Consider the following 22,601-nt stretch of genomic DNA (forward strand, 5'->3'; position numbering starts at 1 on the left):
CGACCTGGCGACCCGTCGAATATGGCCAACCCAGGTTCGGCCGCTAGGGTCGTTGGCGTGAATGAAGCCCGTGGCCAAGGCCGGAAAAATGCAGCAGTCGACAACACCGAAGACCAGACCCCGGAGCAGTTGCGAGTTCGGCGCGAGAAGCGCGATCGCATCATCGCCGAGGGTGGTCAGGCCTATCCCGTGTCGGTTCCGCGCACCCATTCACTGGCCGAGCTCCGGGCGAAATACCCGGACCTCGAGCCCGACACCCAGACAGGTGAGGTTGTCGGCATCGCCGGCCGGGTGATCTTCATCCGCAACACCGGAAAGCTGTGCTTCGCAACACTGCAAGAAGGCGATGGCACGCAGCTGCAGGCCATGATCAGCCTGAACGGCGTGGGCGAGGAGTCGCTGGCCGCCTGGAAGTCCGACGTCGACCTCGGTGACTTCGTCTTCGTACACGGCGAGGTGATCAGCTCGCGTCGCGGGGAACTGAGCGTGCTCGCCGACACGTGGCAGATGGCGAGCAAGGCGCTGCGCCCACTTCCGGTGGCGCACAAGGAGATGAACGAGGAAACGCGTGTCCGCCAGCGGTACGTCGACCTCATCGTGCGGCCCCAGGCCCGCGAGATGGCACGAACACGCGTCGCGGTCCTGCGGGAACTGCGCGCGGCGCTGGAGCGCCGGGGATTCCTGGAGATCGAGACACCCATGCTGCAGACGCTGCACGGTGGTGCAGCCGCCAGGCCGTTCGTCACCCATTCCAACGCGCTCGACATCGACCTCTACCTGCGCATCGCCCCGGAGCTGTTCCTCAAGCGGGCCGTGGTCGGCGGTATCGAGCGGGTCTTCGAGATCAACCGCAACTTCCGCAACGAGGGCGCCGACAGCACGCATTCGCCCGAGTTCGCGATGCTCGAGACGTACCAGGCGTACGGCACCTACGACGACTCGGCGACGATGACCCGTGAGGTGATCCAGGAAGTGGCGATGGCCGCCCTCGGCACCCTCACCCCGGAGATGGCCGACGGATCGATCAACGATCTGAGCGGGGAATGGAAGTCGGTGGAGATGTATCCCTCGCTCTCCGAGTCGCTCGGGATCGAGATCACCCCGGCCACGACGGTCGAGAAACTGCTCTCCATCAGCGCCGATGTGGGGCTGGAGATCCCGGCAGGCAAGGGCTACGGCCATGGCAAGCTCATCGAGGAACTCTGGGAGCACCAGGTGGGCGACGGGTTGTCGGGGCCGGTATTCGTCCGCGATTTCCCGGTGGAGACATCACCCCTGGTACGCGAGCACCGCGACAAGCCGGGTGTGAGTGAAAAGTGGGATCTCTATGTCCGCGGGTTCGAATTGGCAACCGGTTATTCCGAATTGGTCGATCCGGTGATTCAGCGGGAGCGGTTCGTCGACCAGGCCCGTTTGGCTCGTGCCGGTGATGATGAGGCAATGGTGCTCGATGAAGAGTTTCTTGCGGCCATGGAGCAGGGCATGCCGCCGACGACCGGTACCGGAATGGGCATTGACCGACTTCTGATGGCTCTGACGGGTCTCGGCATTCGCGAAACCATCCTCTTTCCACTCGTCAAGCCGCAGCAATGACGTTACTGGAAAACACTTCCTCTTATTAGCGTTGACGGTTCATTCGCGCTATGCTGGCGGCCGATAGGCGGCCACCATGAATATTGTTCGTTTGCGTTGTGTGCCGGAACTGTCAAAGTTGGATCCGGGAGCCATCAGAATGGAGCATTATGGCTAAGAAGGTAACCGTCACACTCGTAGATGATGTTGATGACAGCAAGACAGCGGATGAGACCGTGGAGTTCGGCGTCGATGGCGTCACCTACGAGATCGATCTGTCCAGCAAGAACGCTGACAAGCTGCGTGACGACGTGGCGAAATGGGCGGAGCACGCCCGACGTGTGAGTGGCCGTAAGCGCGCGAAAGGGATCGCCACCAAGGCGTCTGTGGATCGCGAGCAGACAGCGGCAATCCGTGACTGGGCCCGTCGTAACGGCCATCAGGTGTCATCGCGCGGGCGTATTGCCGCAGATGTCGTCGAGGCTTACAACGAGGCGCACTGACGCTTTGAACTGACCACAACTGTAGTCAAAATGACGGGCGGCCCGAGGAATCGGGCCGCCCGTCATTTGTTTCTCCTGTGGTTGTCTTCGAATTGTATTAGTGCGCATTCAGAAAAGAATCGAAAACATTTATGACCGTCGCGATCATTTGTGAACTTGTGTGACAATCCGTTGTCCCTTTCGAGTTACGGATAGATCGAAGTGAGACAAACTGTTCATCAGCTGAACAAAGCTCGCGAAGACAGCCAAAGCCCGGTTCAGTGCAGTTCGCGCTTGAGGATCTTGCCGGCGGCATTGCGCGGGAACTCATCGATGATGATGACCGAACGCGGAGTCTTGAAGTTCGCGAGTTTCTGACGGCAGTGCTCGATGACCGACTTTTCGTCAACGGCTGCGCCCGGTGACAACGTGAGGTAAGCGCGCCCCACTTCTCCCAGGCGCTCATCAGGTATCCCGACGACGGCAGCCTCGGCCACCCCGTCGATTCTGGCGAGAACCTGCTCGACTTCTGCGGGGTACACATTGAATCCACCGCTGATGTACATGTCTTTCAGGCGGTCCGTGATGGAGAGATTTCCGTGCTCGTCGATTGTTCCGATGTCGCCGGTGTGCAGCCAGCCGTCGGCGTCGATCGCCTCTGCGGTGGCCTCGGGGTCATCGAGGTAGCCGCGCATGACCATCTTGCCGCGGGCCAGCACCTCGCCGTTCTCCGAGAGCTTGATCTCCATGCCCGTGAACGGGCGGCCGCACGTGTTGGCCACGGTCTGATCGTCGTCGTCGGGCGTGCAGGTGGTGACAAAGCCGCTCGCCTCGGTCAGGCCGTAGGCCGTGATGACGGTCTCGATGCCGAGGTCGCGTTGCATGCGCTCGACGAGCACCACGGGCACGATCGCGGCGCCGGTGACTGCCAGCCGCAGTGACGAGAGGTCGAACTCGGGGCGTCGGGGGGCGTCGAGGATCGTCTGGAAGATGGTCGGGGCGCCGGGGAACACGGTGGCCTTGCGTTGCTCGATCAGCCGCATCGCGGCATCGGTGGAGTACACCGCCAGCGGGATCATCGTGGTGCCCATCAGGGTGCACACGAGGATTCCTGCCTTGTAGCCGAAGGTGTGGAAGTAGGGATTCACCATCAGGTATCGATCGTCGGCCCCCAGGTTCCCGTTGGTGGCCCATGCGCGAGCGCCGGCAACCGTCTGCTGATGCTCGGCGAGGGCGCCCTTGGACCTGCCGGTGGTCCCCGAGGTGAACAGCACGTCGGAGATGTCGGTGGGAGCGACGGCGGATGCACGTGCGTCGGCTTCAGCCCTGCCCTCGTCGGTTGCTGCACAGAGGAAGTCGTTCCAGTCGACAGCGACCGCACCCCGATGGTCATCGGCCTCGAGCCGTACGCGGATGGCCACCGCCAGGTTCGACGCGGCGGCGAGGTCACCGCCCGCCTCGGCGCACAGTTGCTCGACCCGGTCCGTGCCGAGGAACTGGCCGACCACGACGATCGCCCTGGCCTTGGTGCGCTGAATGATCTCCAGCGCCTCCGCCGCGGTGTAACGGGTGTTGAGCGGGACGAGGGTGGCGCCGGCGAAATGGGCACCGAGCGCGGCGATGGGCCAGTGGAAGCTGTTCGGTGCCCAGATGGCGACCCGGTCGCCGGCCTCGATGCCCTCCGCGATCAGGCCGGCCGCGAACGTGCGCACGGCGCCGAGGAGGTCGGACCAGGTCAGTTCGACCGTCTCGCCCCACTGGTCGTCGATGATCGCCAGACCGTCCGGCCACAATTGCGCGGCTCGGCGCAAGGCCTGCGGTGTGGTGGTGACGGCGTCGACATCGAGCCGGTCTGGGGTGGGCTGATCTGTTGAAATGGACACGATTCCTCCCGGAGCTCACACCTGCGTAAAAGGCTAGTACCACCTGGTACAGCGCAGGTTCCGAAGCCAAAACCTAGCACTTGCTTGGGTGCGCTAACCGAGCAAGTGCTTGGTCGGTTACGCTGGTTCACATGACGGCGATCAACCTCGCTGACCGAGGCGTGGACCTGGGTGAATGGGATGGTTCGGCGGCCGATTTCGCGGCTGCCGTACGACAGTGGCTCGACGACAATCTGACCGGCGAGTTCGCGAATCTGAAGTCACGCGGCGGCCCGGGCAGCGAACACGAATTCTATGGGCCGCGGCTCGCGTGGGACCGGCTGCTGGCCGCCTCGGGATGGACGTGCCTCGGCTGGCCTGTGGAACACGGCGGCCGCAACGCGTCCATCGAGCAGCGCATCATCTTTCATCAGGAGTACGCGCGGGCGGGCGCGCCGGCCCGGGTCAGCCATGTGGGCGAGGAACTGCTGGGCCCGACGCTGATCGCGTTCGGGACCGAGGAACAGAAGAAGCGTTTCCTGCCGGGCATCACCACGGTCGACGAGTTGTGGGCGCAGGGTTATTCCGAACCGGGCGCGGGGTCGGACCTGGCGAACATCTCCACCACCGCCACACTCGACGGCGACAAGTGGGTCATCAACGGGCAGAAGATCTGGACGTCGCTGGCACACGTCGCCCAGTGGGCCTTTGTGCTGTGCCGCACCGAGCCGGGGTCCTCGCGGCACAAGGGTCTGAGTTTTCTCCTCGTGCCGCTCGATCAACCCGGCGTCACGGTCCGGCCGATCCAGCAGCTCACCGGCACCTCCGAGTTCAACGAGGTGTTCTTCGACGACGCCACCACCGAGGCCGGCCTTGTTGTCGGCGAACCCGGTGAAGGCTGGAAAGTGGCGATGGGTCTGCTCGAGTTCGAGCGGGGTGTGTCCACGCTCGGCCAGCAGGTCGGCTTCTCGCGCGAACTCGAACACATCGTGGAGATGGCAAAGGCCAACGGCTCGGCGAACAGCCCGGTGATCCGGGAGCGGATCGCCCGGGCATGGCTTGAGCTCCGCGTGATGCGGGCCCATGCACAACGCACTCTGGCCGTGGTCGACACCGGCGGCGCCGGGGGAGCGGCCTCGGTGTCGAAGTTGTTGTGGGCCAACTGGCATCGTGACCTCGGCGAGCTCGCAATGGCCGTCCAGGGGGCCCCGTCGCTCATCGCACCCGATCGCACCAGCGAAGGTGAACCCAACAACATCTTCGAGCCGGACCAGGTGGAACTCGATCAGTGGCAGCGGCTGTTCCTGTTCACCCGCGCCGACACGATCTACGGCGGCTCGAATGAAGTGCAGCGCAACATCATTGCCGAGCGGGTGCTCGGACTACCTCGAGAGGCACGACCGTGACAGTTCAGCAAGGTTCCAGTCCGCTGGCGACGCCGCCAGAAGAGATCCCAGGCCACGGCCTGCTCGCCGGCCGCAAGGTCGTGGTGACGGCCGCCGCGGGCACCGGGATCGGATTCGCCTCCGCGCGCAGGGCTTTGGCCGAAGGCGCCGATGTTCTGGTCAGCGATTGGCACGAGCGCAGGCTCGGCGAGACCGTGGACAAACTCAAGGGTGAGTTCGCCGACCAGACCGTGGCGTCCGTGGTGTGCAACGTGCAAAAGACCTCGGAGGTCAATGCCCTGATCGAGTCCGCGGCCTCTGAACTCGGCCGTATCGACGTGCTGATCAACAATGCCGGACTCGGTGGTGAGACCCCGGTTGTCGACATGGACGACGATGAGTGGGACCGCGTCATCGACATCACGCTGAACGGCACCTTCCGCGCGACCCGCGCGGCGTTGCGTTACTTTCGCGACGCACCCCACGGCGGCGTGATCGTGAACAACGCGTCGGTTCTCGGCTGGCGTGCACAGCACAGTCAATCCCATTACGCCGCAGCAAAAGCCGGGGTGATGGCCCTGACCCGGTGTGCGGCGATCGAGGCCGCCGAGTACGGCGTGCGCATCAACGCGGTGGCTCCCTCCATCGCCCGCCATCCCTTCCTCGCGAAGGTCACCAGCGAAGAGCTGCTCGCCGACCTCGCCTCGCGCGAAGCCTACGGACGCGCCGCCGAGGTCTGGGAGATCGCGGCGACCATCGCGATGCTCGCCAGCGACTACACCACCTACCTCACCGGTGAAGTGGTCTCCATCTCCAGCCAGCGGGCCTGACCCACCGGATCGAACCGCCACGTTTTTTGATCGAAGGAGTACACAATGTCCAAACCCCAGGCGTACATCGTCGATGCCGTACGCACGCCGGTCGGCAAGCGCAACGGCTCACTGGCCAAGGTGCACCCTGCCGATCTCGGCGCGCACGTCATCAAGGCGACGCTCGAGCGCACCGGCATCGACCCGATGGTTGTCGACGACGTCATCTTCGGTTGTGTGGACACCATCGGGCCGCAGGCCGGCAACATCGCCCGAACCGCCTGGCTCACAGCCGGTTTGCCCCTCGACATCCCCGGCACCACCATCGACCGCCAGTGCGGGTCGTCGCAGCAGGCCATCCACTTCGCCGCGCAGGCCGTGATGAGTGGCACGCAGGACGTGGTGCTCGCCGGCGGGGTCCAGAACATGAGCGCCATCCCCATCTCGGCGGCCATGCTGGCCGGCGTCCAGTACGGATTCGAAGGCCCGTTCAAGGGATCGATCGGCTGGGACGAGCGGTTCGGCGATGCCGAGATCTCCCAGTTCGCCGGCGCCGACATGATGGCCAAGAAGTGGGACATCAGCCGCGAAGACATGGAGCAGTGGGCGCTACAGTCGCATCAGCGTGCGCGCCGCGCCATCGATGAGGGCCACTTCGCCGCGGAGACCGTGGCGCTCGGCGACTGTGTCGTCGACGAATGCCCCCGCGAGACATCGCTGGAGAAGATGGCCGGACTTCCGGTATTGGCCGAGGGCTCGTCGCTGACGGCTGCTGTCGCCTCTCAGATCTGCGACGGCGCGTCGGCTGCACTGGTGGTGTCCGAGGATGCGCTCAAGCAGTACAACCTCACGCCCCGCGCGCGCATCCATCACATCTCGGTGCGCGGCGACGACCCCGTGATGATGCTGTCTGCGCCCATTCCTGCCACCAAGTACGCACTGGAGAAGAGCGGCCTGAGCATCGATGACATCGACGTCATCGAGATCAACGAAGCCTTCGCCCCGGTGGTGCTCGCGTGGCTCAAGGAGACCGGGGCCGACCCGGCCCGGGTCAACCCGAACGGTGGCGGCATCGCCCTCGGACATCCGCTCGGTGCCACCGGCGCCAAGTTGTTCGCGACGTTGCTGCACGAACTCGAACGCACCGGAGGCCGCTACGGCCTGCAAACGATGTGTGAGGGTGGCGGCACCGCCAACGTCACGATCATCGAGCGGCTGTAGGTCATGTTCGGCGGTGAGCCACGGTGTGAGGGTGGCGGCACCGCCAACGTCACGATCATCGAGCGGCTGTAGTTCACCGGCCCCCGGTCACTGGCGCCTCCGGTGTGAGTTGGCGCATACTGGTTTGCGACATACTTGGAAAATCGTTCCAACGTTTCGTGTGTAACCAAGGGCAATTTGGAGGTCCGCGTTATGACCAAACCGGCAGACGTAGCTAAAAAGCAGGTCACAGAGCAAAAATCAGCCGACACGCTGTCGCTGCAGGAGTTGCTCGAGCTGCAGCGGGCCGCGTTCCTGCGTGACGGAATCCCCGATGCGCAGACTCGCATCGACCGGATCGTCCGCCTCCAGGCCCTGTTGCTCGACAACGCCGAAGAGCTCGCCGAGGCGTTGAATGCCGACTTCGGGACTCGACCACGCGAGTTGTCGATGGCTGCCGACATCGCCGGATGCATGATCGACCTCTCGCATCAGAAGCGGCACGTCACCAAGTGGATGGAGACCTCCACTCCGGGCAAGTTGATGGCCCGGGCGGGATTCCGTCAGGAGGTCCGCCACGACCCCAAAGGTGTTGTCGGCATCATGGGCCCCTGGAACTTCCCCCTCAACCTGACGATTGTGCCGGCTGGCTCGGCGTTCGCTGCGGGCAACCGGGTTCTGGTGCGTCCGTCGTCCGTGACCGCCAAGACCACCGCGGTCCTCGCCAAGCACGCACCGAAGTACTTCAGCCTCGAGGAATTCGCCGTGCTGACCAGCGCTCACGGCGGCGGTTCAGACTTTGCCAAGCTCGAGGTCGACCATATGTTCTTCACCGGCTCGCCGGATGTGGGTCGTTCGGTGGCCGCGGAGGCCGGCAAGAACCTTGTGCCCGTCACGCTCGAGCTCGGTGGCAAGAACCCGGTGATCGTCGACATCGACGCCGACATCGATCAGGCTGCCAAACGCATCGCCGATGCGCGGCTGGTCAACGGTGGTCAGGTGTGCCTGTGCCCCGACTACGTGTGGGTGCCCGAAGCAAAGCTGGGGGAGTTCACCGACAAGGTGTTGGCGCGCTGGCGCAGCAACCTCCCGTCGATCAAGGACAATCCGCAGTACACCTCGACCATCAACGAGAAGAACTTCAACCGGATCGTCGACCTCATCGACGATGCCGTGTCACTCGGTGCCACCAAGCATCAGGTGATCCCGGCAGGCGAAAGTCTTCCGGACGCCGAAACTCGGAAGATCCCGCCCACTCTGCTGACCGGAGTGAAGGCCGGAATGAAGATCGAAGAGGACGAGGTGTTCGGCCCCGTGCTCACCGTCTACCCCTACCGCGATCTCGGCGAGGTCATCGCCCACGTCACGAGTCATCCGAATCCGTTGACCATGTACTGGCACGGTGACCGCAACGAGCGATTCGCCAAGATCGCCGACGCCACCCGGTCGGGTTCGATCAACGGGAACGACTTCGCCATCAACATGTTCGGGCCCGACCTGCCGTTCGGCGGCTCCGGCCAGAGTGGCATGGGCAGCTACCACGGCAAGTATGGTTTCGACACCTTCTCCCACACCCGGGCGGTGGCGTTCTCGACGTTGAAGATCGCGGTGTCCGAGATGATGTCGGCGCCGTTCACGGCCAAGGACACCAAGAACGCCAACACGCAGTTGAAGTTGTGGAAGTTCTTCAACGCGCGGGCTCGTAAGAAGCTGGGACACTAGCTCTACCGACGGATCGCACGCCACCCGCTTCGTGCAGGTGGGACGCCTGAACAACCAAGCGCTTGCTAGGCTTGAGCTCTTGGAGGTGAGGCGGGTGGCGGCGACCCGAAAGCGGATCGAAACAGAGTCAGGCCTGGCGGACAGCCGTACCAGAACGTCGCGGCGCGACGAGTTGCTGACGGTGGCGAGTTCATTGTTCGCCGAGCGCGGGCTGCGCACCACCACCGTGCGCGACATCGCCGACAGTGCGGGCATCCTCTCCGGCAGTCTGTACCACCACTTCGATTCCAAGGAATCGATGGTGGACGAGATCCTGCGTAGTTTCCTGGACTCGCTCTTCGACACGTACCACGAGGTTGTGGCGGCGGGTACTCCCGCGCGAGAGACGTTGCGCGCATTGGTTGTTGCCTCATTCGAGAGCATCGACCGCGACCATTACGCCGTCGCGATCTATCAGGACGAAGCCAAGCGTTTGTCCACGCAGGACCGTTTCGCGTACATCCGTGACCGTAATGTCGAGTTCCGCACCCTCTGGAAAGACGTGCTCAATCGTGGTGTCGCCGACGGTAGTTTCCGCCGCGATCTCGACGTCGAGCTGGTCTACCGGTTCATGCGTGACACCGTGTGGGTTGCGGTGCGCTGGTATCGGCCCGGTGGTGAGCTGACCGCGCATCAGGTGGCCGAGCAGTACCTCAGTGTGGTGCTAGACGGCATCGTCCCCCGCTGACGTGGCACTCTTGTTTCGATGTTGCACATGCGGGTGGTCACGCCGACCGAGCTGACCGAACAGATCGTGGAGATGTTGATCCACGACTCGGCGGTCAGCAACGTCGCCGTGTTCGCCGGTTCGTCGGTCAAACCGGCGGGCGATGTTCTCGAGGTCGAGGTCGCCCGCGAGGGTGTGAACGAGATCATCAACGAACTGCGGGATCTGGGTGTGCACCGCTTCGGGTCGGTGCAGATCGCTCGGGTGCCGACGTGGATGTCGCAGAAGGCTTTCGACGCGGAACGCGTCACTCCTGGCGCGAGTGCGGACGCTGTGGTGTGGAGCGAGGTCACCCAGCAGGCGTACGAGGATTCCGAGTTCAACTGGACGTTCTCGATGTTCATGTTTCTCGCGACCCTGCTGTGCGCGATTGCGATTCTGCTGAACTCGACGATCCTCCTGATCGGCGCGATGGTGCTCGGACCCGAGTTCGGCGCGGTTGCTGCCCTGGGAGTTGCGTTGGTCCGCCGTCGGTTCGGGCTGTTGCGGCGCGCGGTGGCCACTTTGAGCGGCGGCTTTGTTCTCGCCATTGTTGCCACCACCGTTTTCGCGTTGATCGCTCGCGCACTGGGGTGGATCACGGTGATCGACGTGGTGGAGGCACGGCCGGACACCGAGTTCATCTACTCACCGGACAAGTGGTCGTTCATAGTCGCGATGCTCGCGGGTGCCGCTGGTGTGTTGTCGGTGACGTCGGCGCGGGTCGGTGGTCTGTCCGGAGTGTTCATCTCGGTCACAACCATCCCGGCGGCCGGCAACATGGCTCTGGGTATTGCGTTCGGGTTGGGTGGCACCGTGTTGGGCAGTCTGGCGCAGTTGCTGATCAACCTTGTCGGTATGGCGGTGGCGGGTTGGCTGACTCTGACTCTGCAGCAAGCGAGTTGGCAGAGGCTGTCCGCGTACCGCGCGAGGGTGTTGAAGACCCGGTCGCTCAGGCGGCCTGGTCCGCCGGAGTTGTGACCGTTCCTGCGGTGTCGAATCCGTGCGGCTGAGTTGTGAACGTCTGTCCGTATTGGGTTGTCCACGTGATGGTTCGGTCTGAGTGCATTCGGGCGATCCAATAGCCGAGTGTTTTGCGTTTGTGGTCGGGGCGGCAGATGGGGGCGAGATTCTCTTCGATCGTCCAGCCACCTGATCGGGGGTCGGCATGGTTGAACGGGATGATGTGGTCGATCTCGCAGTCTGATGCGGGCGTGGTGCATCCTGGGGTGCGGCAGGTGCCGTCGCGCGCGATGATCGCTTCGCGCATTGCTTGTGATGGTTGGTAGGTGAGTGCGCCTGGTGGTGGTTCGGGAAGTCCGGCGTGACCGTCGGGTGGGAGAAGTCCTGGGGGTGGGGCTGTTGTGCCTGGCTTTCGATGTCGGCCCCGGGCGAATTGGTCTGCTTCTTTGTAGAGGCCTTGCCAAGTAGCGTCGGCGGCGAGCTCGCGTGCCAGTTCGGGGTCGATGACGCCGTATCCGTCGATGGTGGGTACGTGACCGGTCAGCCCGGCCAATGTGGCTGCGTCGGTGTGGATTTTGACTATCGTCTTGGGTGGTGCGGGTAGGGGTTCGCGGTGTTTCTCTGGGCAGTTGTCGCGTTCGCAGGTGCAGTCGAGGTGTTGGTGTCCGCGCATGACGGCAACAAATGCGTCGGCGCGCTGCTGGTTGGGTTGGCGGCGGTCGCGGGTGCATACGGCGCCGGCGACTGCGGTGATCCGGGCGTCGAGTTCGGCGGCTTCGGCTGCAGTGATGGTCGCGGAGATGTGGGCGAGGCCGTTGAGGTCGCGGGAGGATCGGTAGTCGCGGTGTGGTTCCATTGCTTTGCGTCGTTCTGCTGCCCCGTTGGGGTCGGCAGCGATGACCATCCGGTCGAGTTCGTTGCGCAGGACGGAGCGTGAGAGTCCCTGTTGCGCAATCAGTATGGCTTCATCTTCGAGTTGCGACACCAGTTCATCGCTCAGCGCCTGGAGCGCTGTGACGATCTCGCGTACATGGGTGAATCCGATGTCGCCAGCTTCGAACGCTGCACGTGTCTGATGGAATCGGTCGCGCAGTTGTAGGCCGTTGTCGATGTAGACGCCGGCCATGGTGCGTGAAACATCAAGCAGCATCGACACTTCGACGACTGGGATGCGTGCGGCTTTGTCCAGGTCGCCGGACACGGCCAGTTCTTCATTCACCCGCAGTGTCGCCAGCTCTACGACATCGGCGATCGTCTGCGCGAACCGCCGGTTCTCCTCGCGCGGAACAGTTCTCAATCCCTCGGCCAACTGTGTGACTCGAGTTCCCCCCTCGACCAACAACATACGACCATTCTAGCGACGAGGTCTGACAAGTTTCGGAAGGCATCATTTTTGTTTGTATGCAAGGCGCATCTTGGTCACCTAGGCGGCAGTATCCGCGATCAGGCCGGTCGCGGAACATGTTTCAGCCGTAGTGGATCGGCACAGCCACCACTCCTGCGGGCACCGATTCTCAGACACTAGACAGAACCTGTCGTACGAGTTGTGTGACGGCGATGGAGCATCACTCATGGTGGAGGTTAGTCTTACACATGGACATCAGCTCAGTGCTCGGCATCTTCAATGTCTTCTCCAGCAGGCCCCGACAGTACGTGAAGCATGTCGTCGACCGCGATAAGTCCACACACTCACCCCGAAGCTACTACTTCCCGCTGTCGTCACCGGATCAGCTGACGCGGCTGTCTCGCACTGCGGAGCAAAACGAGTTCTCGAAGCCGCACAGTTGGATCGAAGCCAACCAGGGTCTTGATTTCGGCAAAACCGAGGTTGACGTTGTTGTTCAGGTGGTTAACTCAAACGCCCTTGTTAGTGTTGGGCGACTGATCGTCAAAGACAACCGTGAACCGTCCGCCGGAATCGCAATAGTCCCGCCGCCTTCGGGTGGGCCGTTCGCAGGCAACCACCTCGTCGTGGATCTTGATGCCGGCGATTGCCACTTGGTGAACGGCGATCGTATTCCCAGCGACGCTCGCGTTGAGTACTTTCAGGCGACTCCGGAGACTCCAGTCCTGTTCACAATAACTGCCAGTGCGCGGGAGCGTTCGTCTCGCTGGGCTATCGAGTTCGATCTGATCGTAAACGGACGCACGAAAACCTACCGAGTGCCTGAATCTGGATTTTTCCGCACCGTAGCGTGGGGGTCTGCGGCTGTTGTTACCCGGTACAGGCGAGTCGATATGCAATGGGTGGCGACGCCATAGCGCGACAACGGCATCCGCGCACGAGGTGCAAAGCAGCCAGTTGCCCTCGCGCCCTGAAAACCGCCAAATACAAAGCCGCCGAGGGAACATGTCCCTCGGCGGCCCGCTCTCCGACAGTTTTCAGGATGAAAGGTGCCTTACTCAGACTCCAGGACTGAACTTCCCCAGTCGTTCGAGATTCGTCCACGCCGACAACATGATCGACTGAACCAGCTCGTCGCAGCTGGGGAGGTCATCGATCATCCCGACCACCTGGCCCGACGCCAGCACACCGGCTTCGGTGTTGCCCTCGACGAGCCCGGCGCGCAACAACATCGGGGTGTTGCCGGCCATGATGATCTGCTGCCAGGTGCGTTCGCCCGACTTGCGCATGGTGCGCCCGTCTTTGAGCATCACCGACCACTTCATACCGGTCATCTGCTTGAACTTGTTGGCGTTCTTGGCTGCGGCAGCCAGGGCGGTGGGAGCGCTGCCCGATTCGAGCTTGTCGACCAACTCTGTCCGCAGAACCCGGTGCGGCATTCCGTCGACCTTCTTCGACACCACCGTGTCGCTGAGCCCGCGGGCCAGGTACTCCTTCTTCACCGCATCCGGCACAGCGGAATCCGAGGTGAGTAGGAATCGGGTTCCCATGGCCACGCCTTCGGCACCGTACGACAACGCAGCCACCAGGCCTCGGCCATCAAAGAAGCCGCCGGCTGCGACCACCGGAATACCCTCGGGTCCAAGCGCATCGAGAACGCTGGGCAGGAGCAGTGTGGTGGCCACGGGTCCGGTGTGTCCGCCACCTTCGCCGCCTTGCACGATGACCGCGTCGGCGCCCCAGGACGCCACCTTCACAGCGTGCTTGGCCGCACCGATGGACGGGATGACCACAACACCGTTGTCTTTGAGCTTGGCGATGAGATCAGGCTTGGGTGCCAACGCGAACGACGCAACCTTCACCTTCTCGCGGATCAGCAGGTCGATCCGCTCGGGCGCGTCGGTGGCGTCGGCGCGGATGTTGACGCCAAAAGGCTTGTCGGTCAAAGCCTTTGTCTTCGCGACAGCGGTCTCGAGTTCCTCGTACGTCATCGTCGCCGATGCCAGGATGCCCAATCCGCCGGCGTTTGATGTCGCCGACGTCAACGACGGCCCCGACACCCAGCCCATCCCGGTCTGCACGATCGGGTACTTGATCCCGACCAGTTCGGTGAACCGGGTCGCAAGCCCTGGCGCGGGCGTCGGACTGCTCACTTCGCGGCCTCCACAGGCTTGACTTCTTTCTCCCGCAGCCCCTTCGGGTCGAGAACTTCGCGGATCAGACGCAGTTCCTCGTCGGACGGGGTGCGGGTGATGCCGGCCTCGGAGAGACCCGCGACCTCGAAACCGGTGTTCTCGGCTACCTCATCGGCACTCACCCCGGGGTGCAGGCTCAACGCACGCATCGTGTGGTCGGGACCGTTGAAGTCGAAGACGCCGAGGTTGGTGACCACGCGATGGATGTCGAGGAACCGGTACGCCGGGTTCGCCGGGTCGATCTTGTCGTATCCGACACCCGACACCACGTCGACAACTCCGCCGAACACTCTGGCCGAATGCTTGGCAACCCAGTAACTCGTCGGGTGGTTGATGGTGTTGCCAGGCGCTCCGCGCACACCGAACATCTGGCGGGTGGGCTGCTGCAGTGGACCGAACGCCGACAGGTTCTGATTGCCGTAGCGGTCGATCTGGTTGGCGCCCATCACAACATGGCGGCGACCCGACGAGACCACGTCGAAGACCTTGCGGAACGGCATCCAGCCCTCGATCGGGCCACTGGCACCCACAGCGGGGGTGTCGGCGAAGATCAACGCCTCGCCGTCGGTGATGAGCAGGTCGGGCTCACTCGTCAGGCGGGCGAGGCGGGCGCCGATGAGCGGGGTGGTGGCCATCGGGGAGGCCATCGTCTCGCCGGCGCCGGAAAAGATTTCGGCACAGGCGATCACACAGACTTCGGCCCGGGTGACGTTCGATTCGGTGGAACTCGCGGGTGATGTCACTGTGCGGCCTTTCGTTCGGCGTTCCATGCCTCGACCTCTTTTTGGTACTGCTCTTCGTCGACGGCGAGGAAGCGGTCGGAGAACTCTTGCCAACTGGCAGGGTCTTTGGCGGACTCGGCGTAGAAACGCTGGAACGCCTCGTCGCGTTTGTAGTCCCCGGCGAAGGTGAAGTGAGCACCGTTCGGGGTGTGCACCACCCGGTCGACATTCAGCCGGTTGAGCAGAAGTCGTTGCACGGGAACGGCTGCCACCAGCTCCTCGGTGCTCACCAGCTTGTCGGTCTCGAGGTAGCGGCGCTTGGCGGCACCGCAGTACAGGTCGTCGAAGTAGGGGTCGACGCCGGTGTAGGCGGCATTGCCGTGCTTGTCGGCGATGTCGAGATGCACAAACGCCGCATCCAGTTTCAGCGCCGGCATCGCGACGAGGGTCTCGCTGCGTCCGTCGGCGTCCGGGTATGGCGAGGTGACGGTTTCGAGTTCACCTTCCCAGAACTTCAGCACGTCGGACCCGAGTCCGGCGCGGATGGGCAGGAACGGAAGGCGCGATGCGGCGGCTTCGAGTCCGCACTTCACCATGCCCTCATCCATCTCACGCACGGTGATGGCCCCGGTGGTGCGGGCGTGGGCGAACCAGGGGTCGTAGAACGGCGGCGAGTCCAGCGAGACGAAGCCGTAGTACGCCTTGGTCACTTTGCCTGCTGCACAGAGCAACCCGAGGTCGGGGCCGCCGTAGGTGACCACGGTGAGGTCCTTGACGTTCGATCGGGCCAGGGCTCGCACGAGTGCCATCGGCTTGCGGCGCGAACCCCAGCCACCGATCCCGATGGTCATGCCGCTCTCGATCTCGCCGACGATGTCGTCGAGACTGCTGGTCTTGTCGGTTGCCACTGTGTTCAGGCCCCTTTACTCGTTGCGCTTTTGGGCTTCCCGGTCTCCACGAAGGCGTCGCGGTGTTCGTCGGCGACACCGGCGAGGTTCAACTCGAACGTGAATCCCTGTTCCAGGCGGTAACTCGTCTTCACGTCGACCGGGTCGATGCCGTTGATCGCTTCCTTCGCCGCGCGGATCACGCGGGTGTCCTTGGCAGCGATCTTGCGGGCGATCTCCAGTGCGGCTTCGTCGAGCTCGGCACGCGGCACCACTCTCTGCACCGAGCCGAAGTGCTCGAGCTGTTGCGCGGTGACGTTCTGCGCCGTGAAGTAGAGGGTTCGCATGGTGTGCTGCGGGACGAGGCGCGCGAGATGGGTTGCCGCGCCGAGCGCACCGCGGTCCACCTCCGGAAGTCCGAAAACGGCGTCGTCCGAAGCGACGATCACGTCGGCATTGCCGACCAGGCCGATGCCGCCGCCGACACAGAAGCCGTTGACGGCGACGATGACCGGCACCTCGCAGTCGTAGACCGCGGCGAAGGCGACCGCACATCCCCGGTTGGCGGCGATGAGGGCGTCGTATCCCTCGGTGGCCTGCATCTCCTTGATGTCGACTCCGGCGTTGAAGCCGCGACCCTCGGCCCGCAGGATCACCACATGGGTGTTGTGGTCGCGGCCCGCGGCCGTGATGGCCTCGCCGAGTTCGAACCACGCGGCGGACGGCAAGGCGTTGACCGGGGGAAAGTCGACCGTGACCGTGACTATCCCCGGTTCGACCGTGGTGGTGGTGATGGGCATTGAGGCTCCTCGCGTACCGTCGAGCTGTAGACCAACCAAGCAATTGCTTGGTACTTTAACACCCAACTAACCAAGCGAAGCGGGAGACTGAATGGACCTGGAGCTGTCCGGGAAGGTTGTGCTGGTCACCGGTGGTGTCCGGGGAGTGGGCGCCGGCATCAGTTCGGTGCTCACCGGGCTGGGTGCCACGGTGATCGCGTGCGCGAGGCGACCTGCCGACGACCCCGATTCCACCCCGTACACCGAGTTCGCGAGCTGTGACATCCGCGATGCCGAGGCGGTGGCAGCGATGCTCGACGACATCGTCTCCCGGCACGGCGCACTCGATGCCGTGGTCAACAACGCCGGCGGGTCACCGTTCGCCCTCGCGGCCGACGCATCCCCACGTTTCCACTCCAAGATCGTCGAGCTGAATCTGCTCGCGCCGCTTGTTGTCGCGCAGGCGGCCCACCGGATCATGCTCGGTCAGGAACACGGCGGGTCGATCGTCAACGTCTCGAGTCTCAGCGGCCACCGCCCCTCACCGGGCACCGCGGCATACGGTGCGGCCAAAGCCGGACTCGATTCGCTGACCGGTTCGCTCGCCGTGGAATGGGCACCGCGGGTACGGGTGAACTCGGTTGTGGTGGGCGCTGTCCAGACCGAACTGGCAGAGCTGCATTACGGAGACGAGGAAGGTATCGCCGCAGTGGGACGCACAATCCCCATGGGGCGCATGGCATTACCCGTCGATGTGGGTAACGCGGTGGCATTCCTCATCTCCCCGCTGGCCGAGTACGTCACCGGGTCGGCGGTGGCCGTGCACGGTGGCGGCGAAAGGCTGGCTTTCCTGGACGCCGCGACCGCGGACAACTCTGTCCACGCGCCGACGTCCTGACTTATTCACCGATACAACAAGAAACTTCGAGGAGCGAATTAATGAGTGGAATCGTGGCCGGCCGAGTGGTCATCGTGACCGGTGCCGGACGGGGGATCGGTCGCGAACATGCGCTCGCCTATGCGCGCGAAGGCGCCAAGGTTGTGGTCAACGACATCGGTGCGGGGCTCGACGGCTCGACCACCGGCGAGAGCCCAGCCGAACAGGTTGTCGCAGAGATCAAATCGTTGGGCGGCGAGGCGGTTGTCAACGGTGACGACGTTGCCGACTGGGTCGGTGCGCAAAACCTGGTGAACACGGCGATCGAAACCTTCGGGGCGCTGGACATCCTGGTCAACAACGCCGGTTTCCTGCGCGACAAGATGCTGGTCTCCATGAGCGAAGAAGACTGGGACAACGTCATCCGAGTGCACCTCAAAGGGCACTTCGCGATGTTGCGTCATGCCGCCGCGTACTGGCGCGCCGAGTCGAAAGCCGGCAATCCGCGGGCCGCACGTGTGATCAACACGTCGTCGGGCGCCGGTCTGTACGGCTCTGTGGGACAGGGGAATTACGCAGCCGCAAAGGCCGCCATCGCCGAACTGACGATCCAGGCCGCCGCCGAGATGAAGGCATACGGCGTGACGGTGAACGCCATCGCGCCGTCGGCCCGCACCCGTATGACCACCAGCGCAGGTGACGCGATGGCCGCGCAGATGGCGCCGCCCGAGGACGGCTCCTTCGACACGATGGACCCGGCCAACGTGTCTCCGCTGGTGGTATGGCTCGGTTCCGAGGAGGCCGGCAGTGTCAGCGGTCGGGTGTTCGAGGTCGAGGGTGGGACAGTCTCCGTGACCGACGGCTGGCAGCGCAGCATCAAGCGGGACAAGGGCGCTCGATGGGATCCGGCGGAACTCGGACCGGTTGTCTCCGACATCCTGGCCGAGGCGCCGACCCCGATGCCGGTCTACGGTGCCCGATGATCCTGGGGCAGAAACGATGAGCTCCGACGCCGACCTGATCGCCGGCGCGAAAGCCTATGTGGACGCGCTGGCAAGCCACGACCCGTCGGCCGTACCGTTCCACCCCGACTGCGTTCGCATCGAGATGGGCGTGAAGACGGGGCGCAGCGGTGATCATCTGCGCCGCAGCCTCAGTCGGGGACCGCAGTACAAGGTCATTCACGCGATCACCGAGTTCCAGGCTCGGGTGGAGGGCCGGACCGTTCACGTCACGTTCTACGTGAACGTCCAGCCCAAACCGCTCGGCCTGCGCTCCAAGGTCATCGAGAGCTTCGAGTTCGACGAGTCCGGACAGATCACGAAGATAGTTGCCAAGTTCGGCGTCCCGCACCGCTGAGCAGTGCCCGACATGACAAAGACGCTCCACCCAGAACTTGGGGGAGCGTCTTTGTGGTCTGACGGGTAAGACTAAGAGCTCGGAGCCCGGACGACCATGGGGACGCCGGGGAAGTACGCGGCCAGCTCGGAGCGTGAACGACGCAGGGCTGCCGTGCCGAATCCGCGCTTGCGGTGCTCGGGTGCAATCCAGATCCGGACATCCACCTCGCCGCCCGACAGCTCACCGAACACGATGCCCACCTTGTCGTCGCCTTCGACGGCCACGAGCCACACGGCCTCTTCGGCCTTCATGCGACTGTGCGCGGCGGCGATCTCGTCGTCGATGCCCGATGCGGGAGTGCCGCTTCCGTCGCCGGCGGCCCCGACATCGGAGGTGCGTGCGGCGAAGAGGTCAGCATCGCTGTCATCAAAAGGCCGCAGCGTCAACGTTTCTGCGGTGGCCGCTGGCCGTTCGGTCTGCGTGAACGTGAGCTGGCTGTTTAGGTCTTCGAGCTCGGCGGCGTTGGCCCGCCGGGCCGACACGGTGAGGCGGTCGAACGACATCCCCAGCACTGCTTCGGCGCCGATGGCAGGCACGGAGAGGAGGTTCGCGATGGCGGAGACGGCAGCGGACCGGTCCTCCGCCTCCACGATGGCATCAAGCACTTCGTGGCGGCGTTCGAAGGCGGCCTCGAGGGCGGCGGTGATGTCACGGCGGGTGGCGGCACGGTCTGGATCAGTCATGCCCCGATCCTATTAGGGATCGGCCGGTGCGGTCAGCCGGAGTACGACTTCGTGAACACCTGAGTGGGAGTTCCCGTGGCCAGGTCCACCGTGAACACCCGCAGATCCACACCCGAGGCAGTGATGTCCATCGTCATGAAGCCGCGGTCACGGAAGTTCTCGTACAGTGCCGGATGCTCTTTCGACGAGCGGTCTTCGACTGTTTTGGCCGCCGCACCCGACACCAACTGTCGTGTTCCCTTGGAGGCGATGGTGGGGTCGAAGACCTGCAACGAATGGTCGTGACCGGACATGAAGAAGTGGAACCGCCCGGCGATCTCCTGCTCGAAGAACTCCTTGACCAGCACGCCGTTGATGGGAGGTATGGGGATCCCGTCGTATCCACCGGCACTGCCGTGTGGCCCGTTGTTGATGTACGGGTGGTGGGTGCACGCGATCTTCCACGTGGCCGTCGATGCCGCGACAGCCTCGCGGAGCCACTTGCGTTGCGCCGTCATGTAGGTGCCGTTCGGTTCCCAGTAGGGCGCCAAGAACGGCGGGATGTACGCGGCGATCGGATTGAGGTCGAGGACAAAGAACTCGACAACCGGCGCCTGCTCGGGAACGGCCACCGAGTAGTAGCGTCGCGGCATGTACCAGCGGCTCGACCGTGAGTGGTAGGCGACCTCGGCATCGCCGCGCAGCAGCCAGCCACCGTCACCCGGGAAGACCGCGGTGGTGTCGTGATTGCCCAGCGCCATCACCCACGGGAAGTCGAGGCCGGTGTTCGGCTTCTCGAACTTCTCCTCGAACTGATGGTCGTCGGGTCCGTTCGGGCCCGACTCGTAGATGTTGTCGCCCAGTCCGATTGCCAGTCCGAACGGACTTTGCGCGTGCAGCGCGCGAGCGGCTTTGGTGACCGCGTACTGCGGGGCTTCTCCGGTCCCGGCATCGCCGGTGATCAGCACCCGCACCGACGAACCGGTCTGGGGAAAACCGGGCCGACCCGACGGGAGGCCACCGGCTCGCGCAGGTCCGGACAGGACCAGGCCTGCGCCTGCGGCGGCGGCCGATCCGGCGAGGAATGTACGCCGACGGATGCCGTTGTTCGGCGAGGACGGGGTGTTGGTCATCAGGGAATCCTAGGTCGGGCCGGTACTACTGGGCTGGTGAACCGGAGGGCTGCACTCGCTGCGTGCCGCTCGGCACCCGCCACGACTGGCCGTAGCGCTGCCCGGACCGCGGGTCGGCGCGGTTGTTCACGAAAAACCAATCCATCTGTGTGGCAGCCGGAGTCACCGTCAGGACCGCGTAACCGTGTGCGTCGGTGTCGACCCAGCGGATGTGCCGGTTGATGTTGGTCATCGCCACGGCCGCGGCGGCTCCCACCGTGTACTCGGGTGCGCCGACGATGTCGTCGATGTTGTTCGACGTCACCGAGGTCACCACGAGTTCGGTGCCGACCGTACCGGCCCCGGGGTAGTTCGCGGCGTCCACGGGCACGTCGCAGGCAAACGACATGTGGATGTCGCCGGTGATGAACACGGTGTTCTCGACGTTGTTGTCGCGCAACGCTTTGTGCAGACGATCGCGGTCGGCGGTGTAGCCGTCCCACGCGTCGGAGTTCAGTGGGATGCCACCCTTGGGCACGCCGAGCAGGTCGGTCAGCGCTGCCGTGGTGGCCGGCTCCAGCGGGGGGATCAGGATAGGACTGATCATGACCGGGTTGCCGACGATCTTCCACTGGGTGGGGGACGACACCACGCCGTTGGTGAGCCAAGACATCTGTGCCGAACCGGTGATGCTTGCCGAGGTGCTGTCGACCTTGTTGGACAGCATCGACTGCTGTTCGGTGCGATAGGTGCGCAGATCCAGCATCGAGATCTCGAGCAGATTGCCGTAGCGCAGGCGCCGGTACAGGTGGCGACCACCGGCGTCGACCTCCGGACGCACCGGCATCCACTCGAAGTAGGCCTGCTCGGAGGCTGCCTTGCGCGCGGGCCAGTCGCCTTCACTGGCGTCGTGGTTCTCCGCGCCTCCGGCGTAGGCGTCGTTGGCCGACTCGTGGTCGTCCCAGGTGCAGATCCACGGCAGGCTGAGATGTGCGGCCTGCAGGTCAGGATCGGACTTGTACTGGCCGTGCCGGGTCCGGTAGTCGGCCAGCGACACGATCTCGTGCAGAGGGTCGTGGGGGCGCACGACGCCGGTGCCCCCACCGAATTCTGCGGTTCCGTATTCGTAGATGTAGTCGCCCAGGTGCACGATGGCGTCGAGCCCCGGCTGAGCCGCGAGGTGCCGGTAGGCACTGAAGTAGCCGGCTTCCCAGTTGGAGCACGACACCACACCGAAGCGGACCTTCGCCACGTCCGCGGCAGTGGCGGGAGCGGTCTTCGTCTGACCCACCGGCGACGTCGAACCGGCGGCCGGCCCGCCGGTGACGTGGAAACGGAAGTGATAGTTGGTGTTCGGAGACAGACCGCCGGCATCGACCTTCACGGTGAGGTCTTGCTCGGGGCCGGTGGTGGTGACGCCGGACGAGACCACGGATCCGAAGTCGGGTGAGGTGGAGACTTCCCAGCGGACGGTGGTGGAAGCCCCTTTGCCCGATCCGGGGACGGCATCGGGTGTGGGGGTGACGCGGGTCCAGAGGATAACCCGGTCGGGCAGTGGATCGCCGGATGCCACACCGTGACGAAAGACGTTGCCGCTCGGGGCCTTCGTTCCGTCGGCGGCTGCACTGCCGGCGTAGACCGTGCTCAGGACGCCGACCGCGCCGATCGCGGCTCCGCCCAAGAACGTTCGTCGGGAGGGGCCGCTGACGGGTGGACCTGAGGTCAGGTGATCAGCCGATGAGGCGGGGGCACTGGCGCGTGAAGACTCTGGAATCGCAGACATGTCGCCTCGAATCCTGACACACCAGTTCCACCCACCATCGCGCTTCTTCGAGAATTTCAGGCGCCCCGGGGATGAATTCTTGTCCGTTGTGCCGCGCC

The 22,601-nt window shown here is 64.2% G+C and carries 21 protein-coding genes; 12 read left to right on the forward strand and 9 right to left on the reverse strand.

Annotation, left to right across the window (positions count from 1 at the left end; all coding sequences use genetic code 11):
* The first annotated feature begins 21 nt into the window (after positions 1 to 21).
* A complete protein-coding gene (lysS, locus tag KXR83_RS17925; protein ID WP_437425968.1) occupies positions 22 to 1,593 on the forward strand; it encodes a lysine--tRNA ligase in 1,572 nt (523 codons plus the stop codon).
* A 149-nt stretch (positions 1,594 to 1,742) separates the two neighbouring features.
* Positions 1,743 to 2,075, forward strand: coding sequence for a histone-like nucleoid-structuring protein Lsr2 (locus KXR83_RS17930; protein ID WP_023961146.1), 333 nt, complete (start codon positions 1,743 to 1,745; stop codon positions 2,073 to 2,075).
* A gap of 257 nt (positions 2,076 to 2,332) precedes the next feature.
* Here the strand turns inward: KXR83_RS17930 and KXR83_RS17935 are convergent, their stop codons facing one another.
* On the reverse strand, positions 2,333 to 3,937 hold the full coding sequence (locus tag KXR83_RS17935; RefSeq protein WP_437425969.1) for a FadD3 family acyl-CoA ligase: 1,605 nt from the start codon (positions 3,935 to 3,937) through the stop codon (positions 2,333 to 2,335).
* A 131-nt stretch (positions 3,938 to 4,068) separates the two neighbouring features.
* Here KXR83_RS17935 and KXR83_RS17940 point away from each other — a divergent pair, with 131 nt between their 5' ends.
* From KXR83_RS17940 to KXR83_RS17965, 6 genes are all read left to right on the forward strand, one after another.
* A complete protein-coding gene (locus tag KXR83_RS17940; RefSeq protein WP_099383636.1) occupies positions 4,069 to 5,322 on the forward strand; it encodes an acyl-CoA dehydrogenase family protein in 1,254 nt (417 codons plus the stop codon).
* Positions 5,319 to 6,131 carry an SDR family oxidoreductase gene (locus KXR83_RS17945; RefSeq protein WP_023961152.1) on the forward strand — a complete coding sequence of 271 codons (813 nt, stop codon included), beginning with the start codon at positions 5,319 to 5,321 and terminating at the stop codon, positions 6,129 to 6,131. Before KXR83_RS17940 ends, KXR83_RS17945 begins: the two co-directional genes overlap by 4 nt.
* A 45-nt stretch (positions 6,132 to 6,176) precedes the next feature.
* On the forward strand, positions 6,177 to 7,331 hold the full coding sequence (locus KXR83_RS17950; RefSeq protein WP_437425970.1) for an acetyl-CoA C-acetyltransferase: 1,155 nt from the start codon (positions 6,177 to 6,179) through the stop codon (positions 7,329 to 7,331).
* Between the two features lie 192 nt (positions 7,332 to 7,523).
* Positions 7,524 to 9,032, forward strand: coding sequence for an aldehyde dehydrogenase family protein (locus KXR83_RS17955; protein WP_437425971.1), 1,509 nt, complete (start codon positions 7,524 to 7,526; stop codon positions 9,030 to 9,032).
* 94 nt (positions 9,033 to 9,126) lie between these two features.
* Positions 9,127 to 9,759, forward strand: a complete 633-nt coding sequence (locus KXR83_RS17960; protein WP_437425972.1) for a TetR/AcrR family transcriptional regulator — start codon at positions 9,127 to 9,129, stop codon at positions 9,757 to 9,759.
* A gap of 18 nt (positions 9,760 to 9,777) precedes the next feature.
* Entirely contained in the window at positions 9,778 to 10,758 is a 981-nt protein-coding gene (locus KXR83_RS17965) for a DUF389 domain-containing protein (protein WP_437425973.1), read from the forward strand.
* On the opposite strand, the gene KXR83_RS17970 is transcribed toward KXR83_RS17965, so the two are convergent.
* Complete coding sequence (locus tag KXR83_RS17970; protein WP_437425974.1) at positions 10,730 to 12,085, reverse strand: DUF222 domain-containing protein; 1,356 nt, start codon at positions 12,083 to 12,085, stop codon at positions 10,730 to 10,732. The two genes, KXR83_RS17965 and KXR83_RS17970, sit on opposite strands and share 29 nt — an antisense overlap.
* Positions 12,086 to 12,333: 248 nt before the next feature.
* Here KXR83_RS17970 and KXR83_RS17975 point away from each other — a divergent pair, with 248 nt between their 5' ends.
* A complete protein-coding gene (locus KXR83_RS17975; protein WP_437425975.1) occupies positions 12,334 to 13,002 on the forward strand; it encodes a hypothetical protein in 669 nt (222 codons plus the stop codon).
* A 141-nt stretch (positions 13,003 to 13,143) separates the two neighbouring features.
* Here KXR83_RS17975 and KXR83_RS17980 read toward each other — a convergent pair whose 3' ends face one another.
* Genes KXR83_RS17980 through echA20 form a run of 4 tightly spaced genes read right to left on the reverse strand, consistent with a single transcriptional unit; the run spans position 13,144 to position 16,689 of the window.
* Complete coding sequence (locus KXR83_RS17980; protein WP_437425976.1) at positions 13,144 to 14,238, reverse strand: NAD(P)H-dependent flavin oxidoreductase; 1,095 nt, start codon at positions 14,236 to 14,238, stop codon at positions 13,144 to 13,146.
* Positions 14,235 to 15,023, reverse strand: a complete 789-nt coding sequence (locus tag KXR83_RS17985; RefSeq protein WP_437425977.1) for a CoA-transferase — start codon at positions 15,021 to 15,023, stop codon at positions 14,235 to 14,237. The genes KXR83_RS17980 and KXR83_RS17985 overlap by 4 nt, the downstream gene beginning before the upstream one ends.
* Positions 15,020 to 15,910 carry a CoA transferase subunit A gene (locus KXR83_RS17990; protein WP_247210207.1) on the reverse strand — a complete coding sequence of 297 codons (891 nt, stop codon included), beginning with the start codon at positions 15,908 to 15,910 and terminating at the stop codon, positions 15,020 to 15,022. The genes KXR83_RS17985 and KXR83_RS17990 overlap by 4 nt, the downstream gene beginning before the upstream one ends.
* A 5-nt stretch (positions 15,911 to 15,915) precedes the next feature.
* Positions 15,916 to 16,689: a (7aS)-7a-methyl-1,5-dioxo-2,3,5,6,7,7a-hexahydro-1H-indene-carboxyl-CoA hydrolase gene (gene echA20, locus KXR83_RS17995; protein ID WP_437425978.1), complete on the reverse strand. Its 774-nt coding sequence runs from the start codon at positions 16,687 to 16,689 to the stop codon at positions 15,916 to 15,918.
* A 91-nt stretch (positions 16,690 to 16,780) separates the two neighbouring features.
* Here echA20 and KXR83_RS18000 point away from each other — a divergent pair, with 91 nt between their 5' ends.
* The 3 genes from KXR83_RS18000 to KXR83_RS18010 are packed head-to-tail and all read left to right on the forward strand — an operon-like array spanning position 16,781 to position 18,904.
* Positions 16,781 to 17,566 carry an SDR family oxidoreductase gene (locus tag KXR83_RS18000; RefSeq protein ID WP_437425979.1) on the forward strand — a complete coding sequence of 262 codons (786 nt, stop codon included), beginning with the start codon at positions 16,781 to 16,783 and terminating at the stop codon, positions 17,564 to 17,566.
* 41 nt (positions 17,567 to 17,607) lie between these two features.
* On the forward strand, positions 17,608 to 18,528 hold the full coding sequence (locus KXR83_RS18005) for an SDR family oxidoreductase (protein WP_437425980.1): 921 nt from the start codon (positions 17,608 to 17,610) through the stop codon (positions 18,526 to 18,528).
* Between the two features lie 16 nt (positions 18,529 to 18,544).
* Positions 18,545 to 18,904: a nuclear transport factor 2 family protein gene (locus KXR83_RS18010; RefSeq protein WP_437425981.1), complete on the forward strand. Its 360-nt coding sequence runs from the start codon at positions 18,545 to 18,547 to the stop codon at positions 18,902 to 18,904.
* Between the two features lie 71 nt (positions 18,905 to 18,975).
* Here the strand turns inward: KXR83_RS18010 and KXR83_RS18015 are convergent, their stop codons facing one another.
* The 3 genes from KXR83_RS18015 to KXR83_RS18025 are packed head-to-tail and all read right to left on the reverse strand — an operon-like array spanning position 18,976 to position 22,503.
* Positions 18,976 to 19,629 (reverse strand): GNAT family N-acetyltransferase, encoded by a 654-nt coding sequence (locus tag KXR83_RS18015; protein WP_437425982.1) that lies wholly within the window; start codon positions 19,627 to 19,629, stop codon positions 18,976 to 18,978.
* Between the two features lie 32 nt (positions 19,630 to 19,661).
* Complete coding sequence (locus tag KXR83_RS18020) at positions 19,662 to 20,741, reverse strand: metallophosphoesterase (protein WP_437425983.1); 1,080 nt, start codon at positions 20,739 to 20,741, stop codon at positions 19,662 to 19,664.
* A gap of 25 nt (positions 20,742 to 20,766) precedes the next feature.
* Positions 20,767 to 22,503, reverse strand: coding sequence for an alkaline phosphatase D family protein (locus KXR83_RS18025; RefSeq protein WP_437425984.1), 1,737 nt, complete (start codon positions 22,501 to 22,503; stop codon positions 20,767 to 20,769).
* Between the last annotated feature and the right edge of the window lie 98 nt (positions 22,504 to 22,601).

Source organism: Williamsia muralis (genome assembly GCF_051487485.1).
Lineage (GTDB): Bacteria > Actinomycetota > Actinomycetes > Mycobacteriales > Mycobacteriaceae > Williamsia > Williamsia muralis_B.

Excerpts from the sequence above, each read along its gene's own strand:
- lysS (WP_437425968.1), top strand. The coding sequence starts at position 22 with ATGGCCAACCCAGGTTCGGCCGCTAGGGTCGTTGGCGTGAATGAAGCC.
- KXR83_RS17965 (WP_437425973.1), top strand. The coding sequence starts at position 9,778 with ATGTTGCACATGCGGGTGGTCACGCCGACCGAGCTGACCGAACAGATC.
- KXR83_RS17975 (WP_437425975.1), top strand. The coding sequence starts at position 12,334 with ATGGACATCAGCTCAGTGCTCGGCATCTTCAATGTCTTCTCCAGCAGG.
- KXR83_RS17940 (WP_099383636.1), top strand. The coding sequence starts at position 4,069 with ATGACGGCGATCAACCTCGCTGACCGAGGCGTGGACCTGGGTGAATGG.
- KXR83_RS18005 (WP_437425980.1), top strand. The coding sequence starts at position 17,608 with ATGAGTGGAATCGTGGCCGGCCGAGTGGTCATCGTGACCGGTGCCGGA.
- KXR83_RS18010 (WP_437425981.1), top strand. The coding sequence starts at position 18,545 with ATGAGCTCCGACGCCGACCTGATCGCCGGCGCGAAAGCCTATGTGGAC.
- KXR83_RS18015 (WP_437425982.1), bottom strand. The coding sequence starts at position 19,629 with ATGACTGATCCAGACCGTGCCGCCACCCGCCGTGACATCACCGCCGCC.
- KXR83_RS18000 (WP_437425979.1), top strand. The coding sequence starts at position 16,781 with ATGGACCTGGAGCTGTCCGGGAAGGTTGTGCTGGTCACCGGTGGTGTC.
- KXR83_RS17930 (WP_023961146.1), top strand. The coding sequence starts at position 1,743 with ATGGCTAAGAAGGTAACCGTCACACTCGTAGATGATGTTGATGACAGC.
- echA20 (WP_437425978.1), bottom strand. The coding sequence starts at position 16,689 with ATGCCCATCACCACCACCACGGTCGAACCGGGGATAGTCACGGTCACG.
- KXR83_RS17950 (WP_437425970.1), top strand. The coding sequence starts at position 6,177 with ATGTCCAAACCCCAGGCGTACATCGTCGATGCCGTACGCACGCCGGTC.
- KXR83_RS18025 (WP_437425984.1), bottom strand. The coding sequence starts at position 22,503 with ATGTCTGCGATTCCAGAGTCTTCACGCGCCAGTGCCCCCGCCTCATCG.
- KXR83_RS17955 (WP_437425971.1), top strand. The coding sequence starts at position 7,524 with ATGACCAAACCGGCAGACGTAGCTAAAAAGCAGGTCACAGAGCAAAAA.
- KXR83_RS18020 (WP_437425983.1), bottom strand. The coding sequence starts at position 20,741 with ATGACCAACACCCCGTCCTCGCCGAACAACGGCATCCGTCGGCGTACA.
- KXR83_RS17970 (WP_437425974.1), bottom strand. The coding sequence starts at position 12,085 with ATGTTGTTGGTCGAGGGGGGAACTCGAGTCACACAGTTGGCCGAGGGA.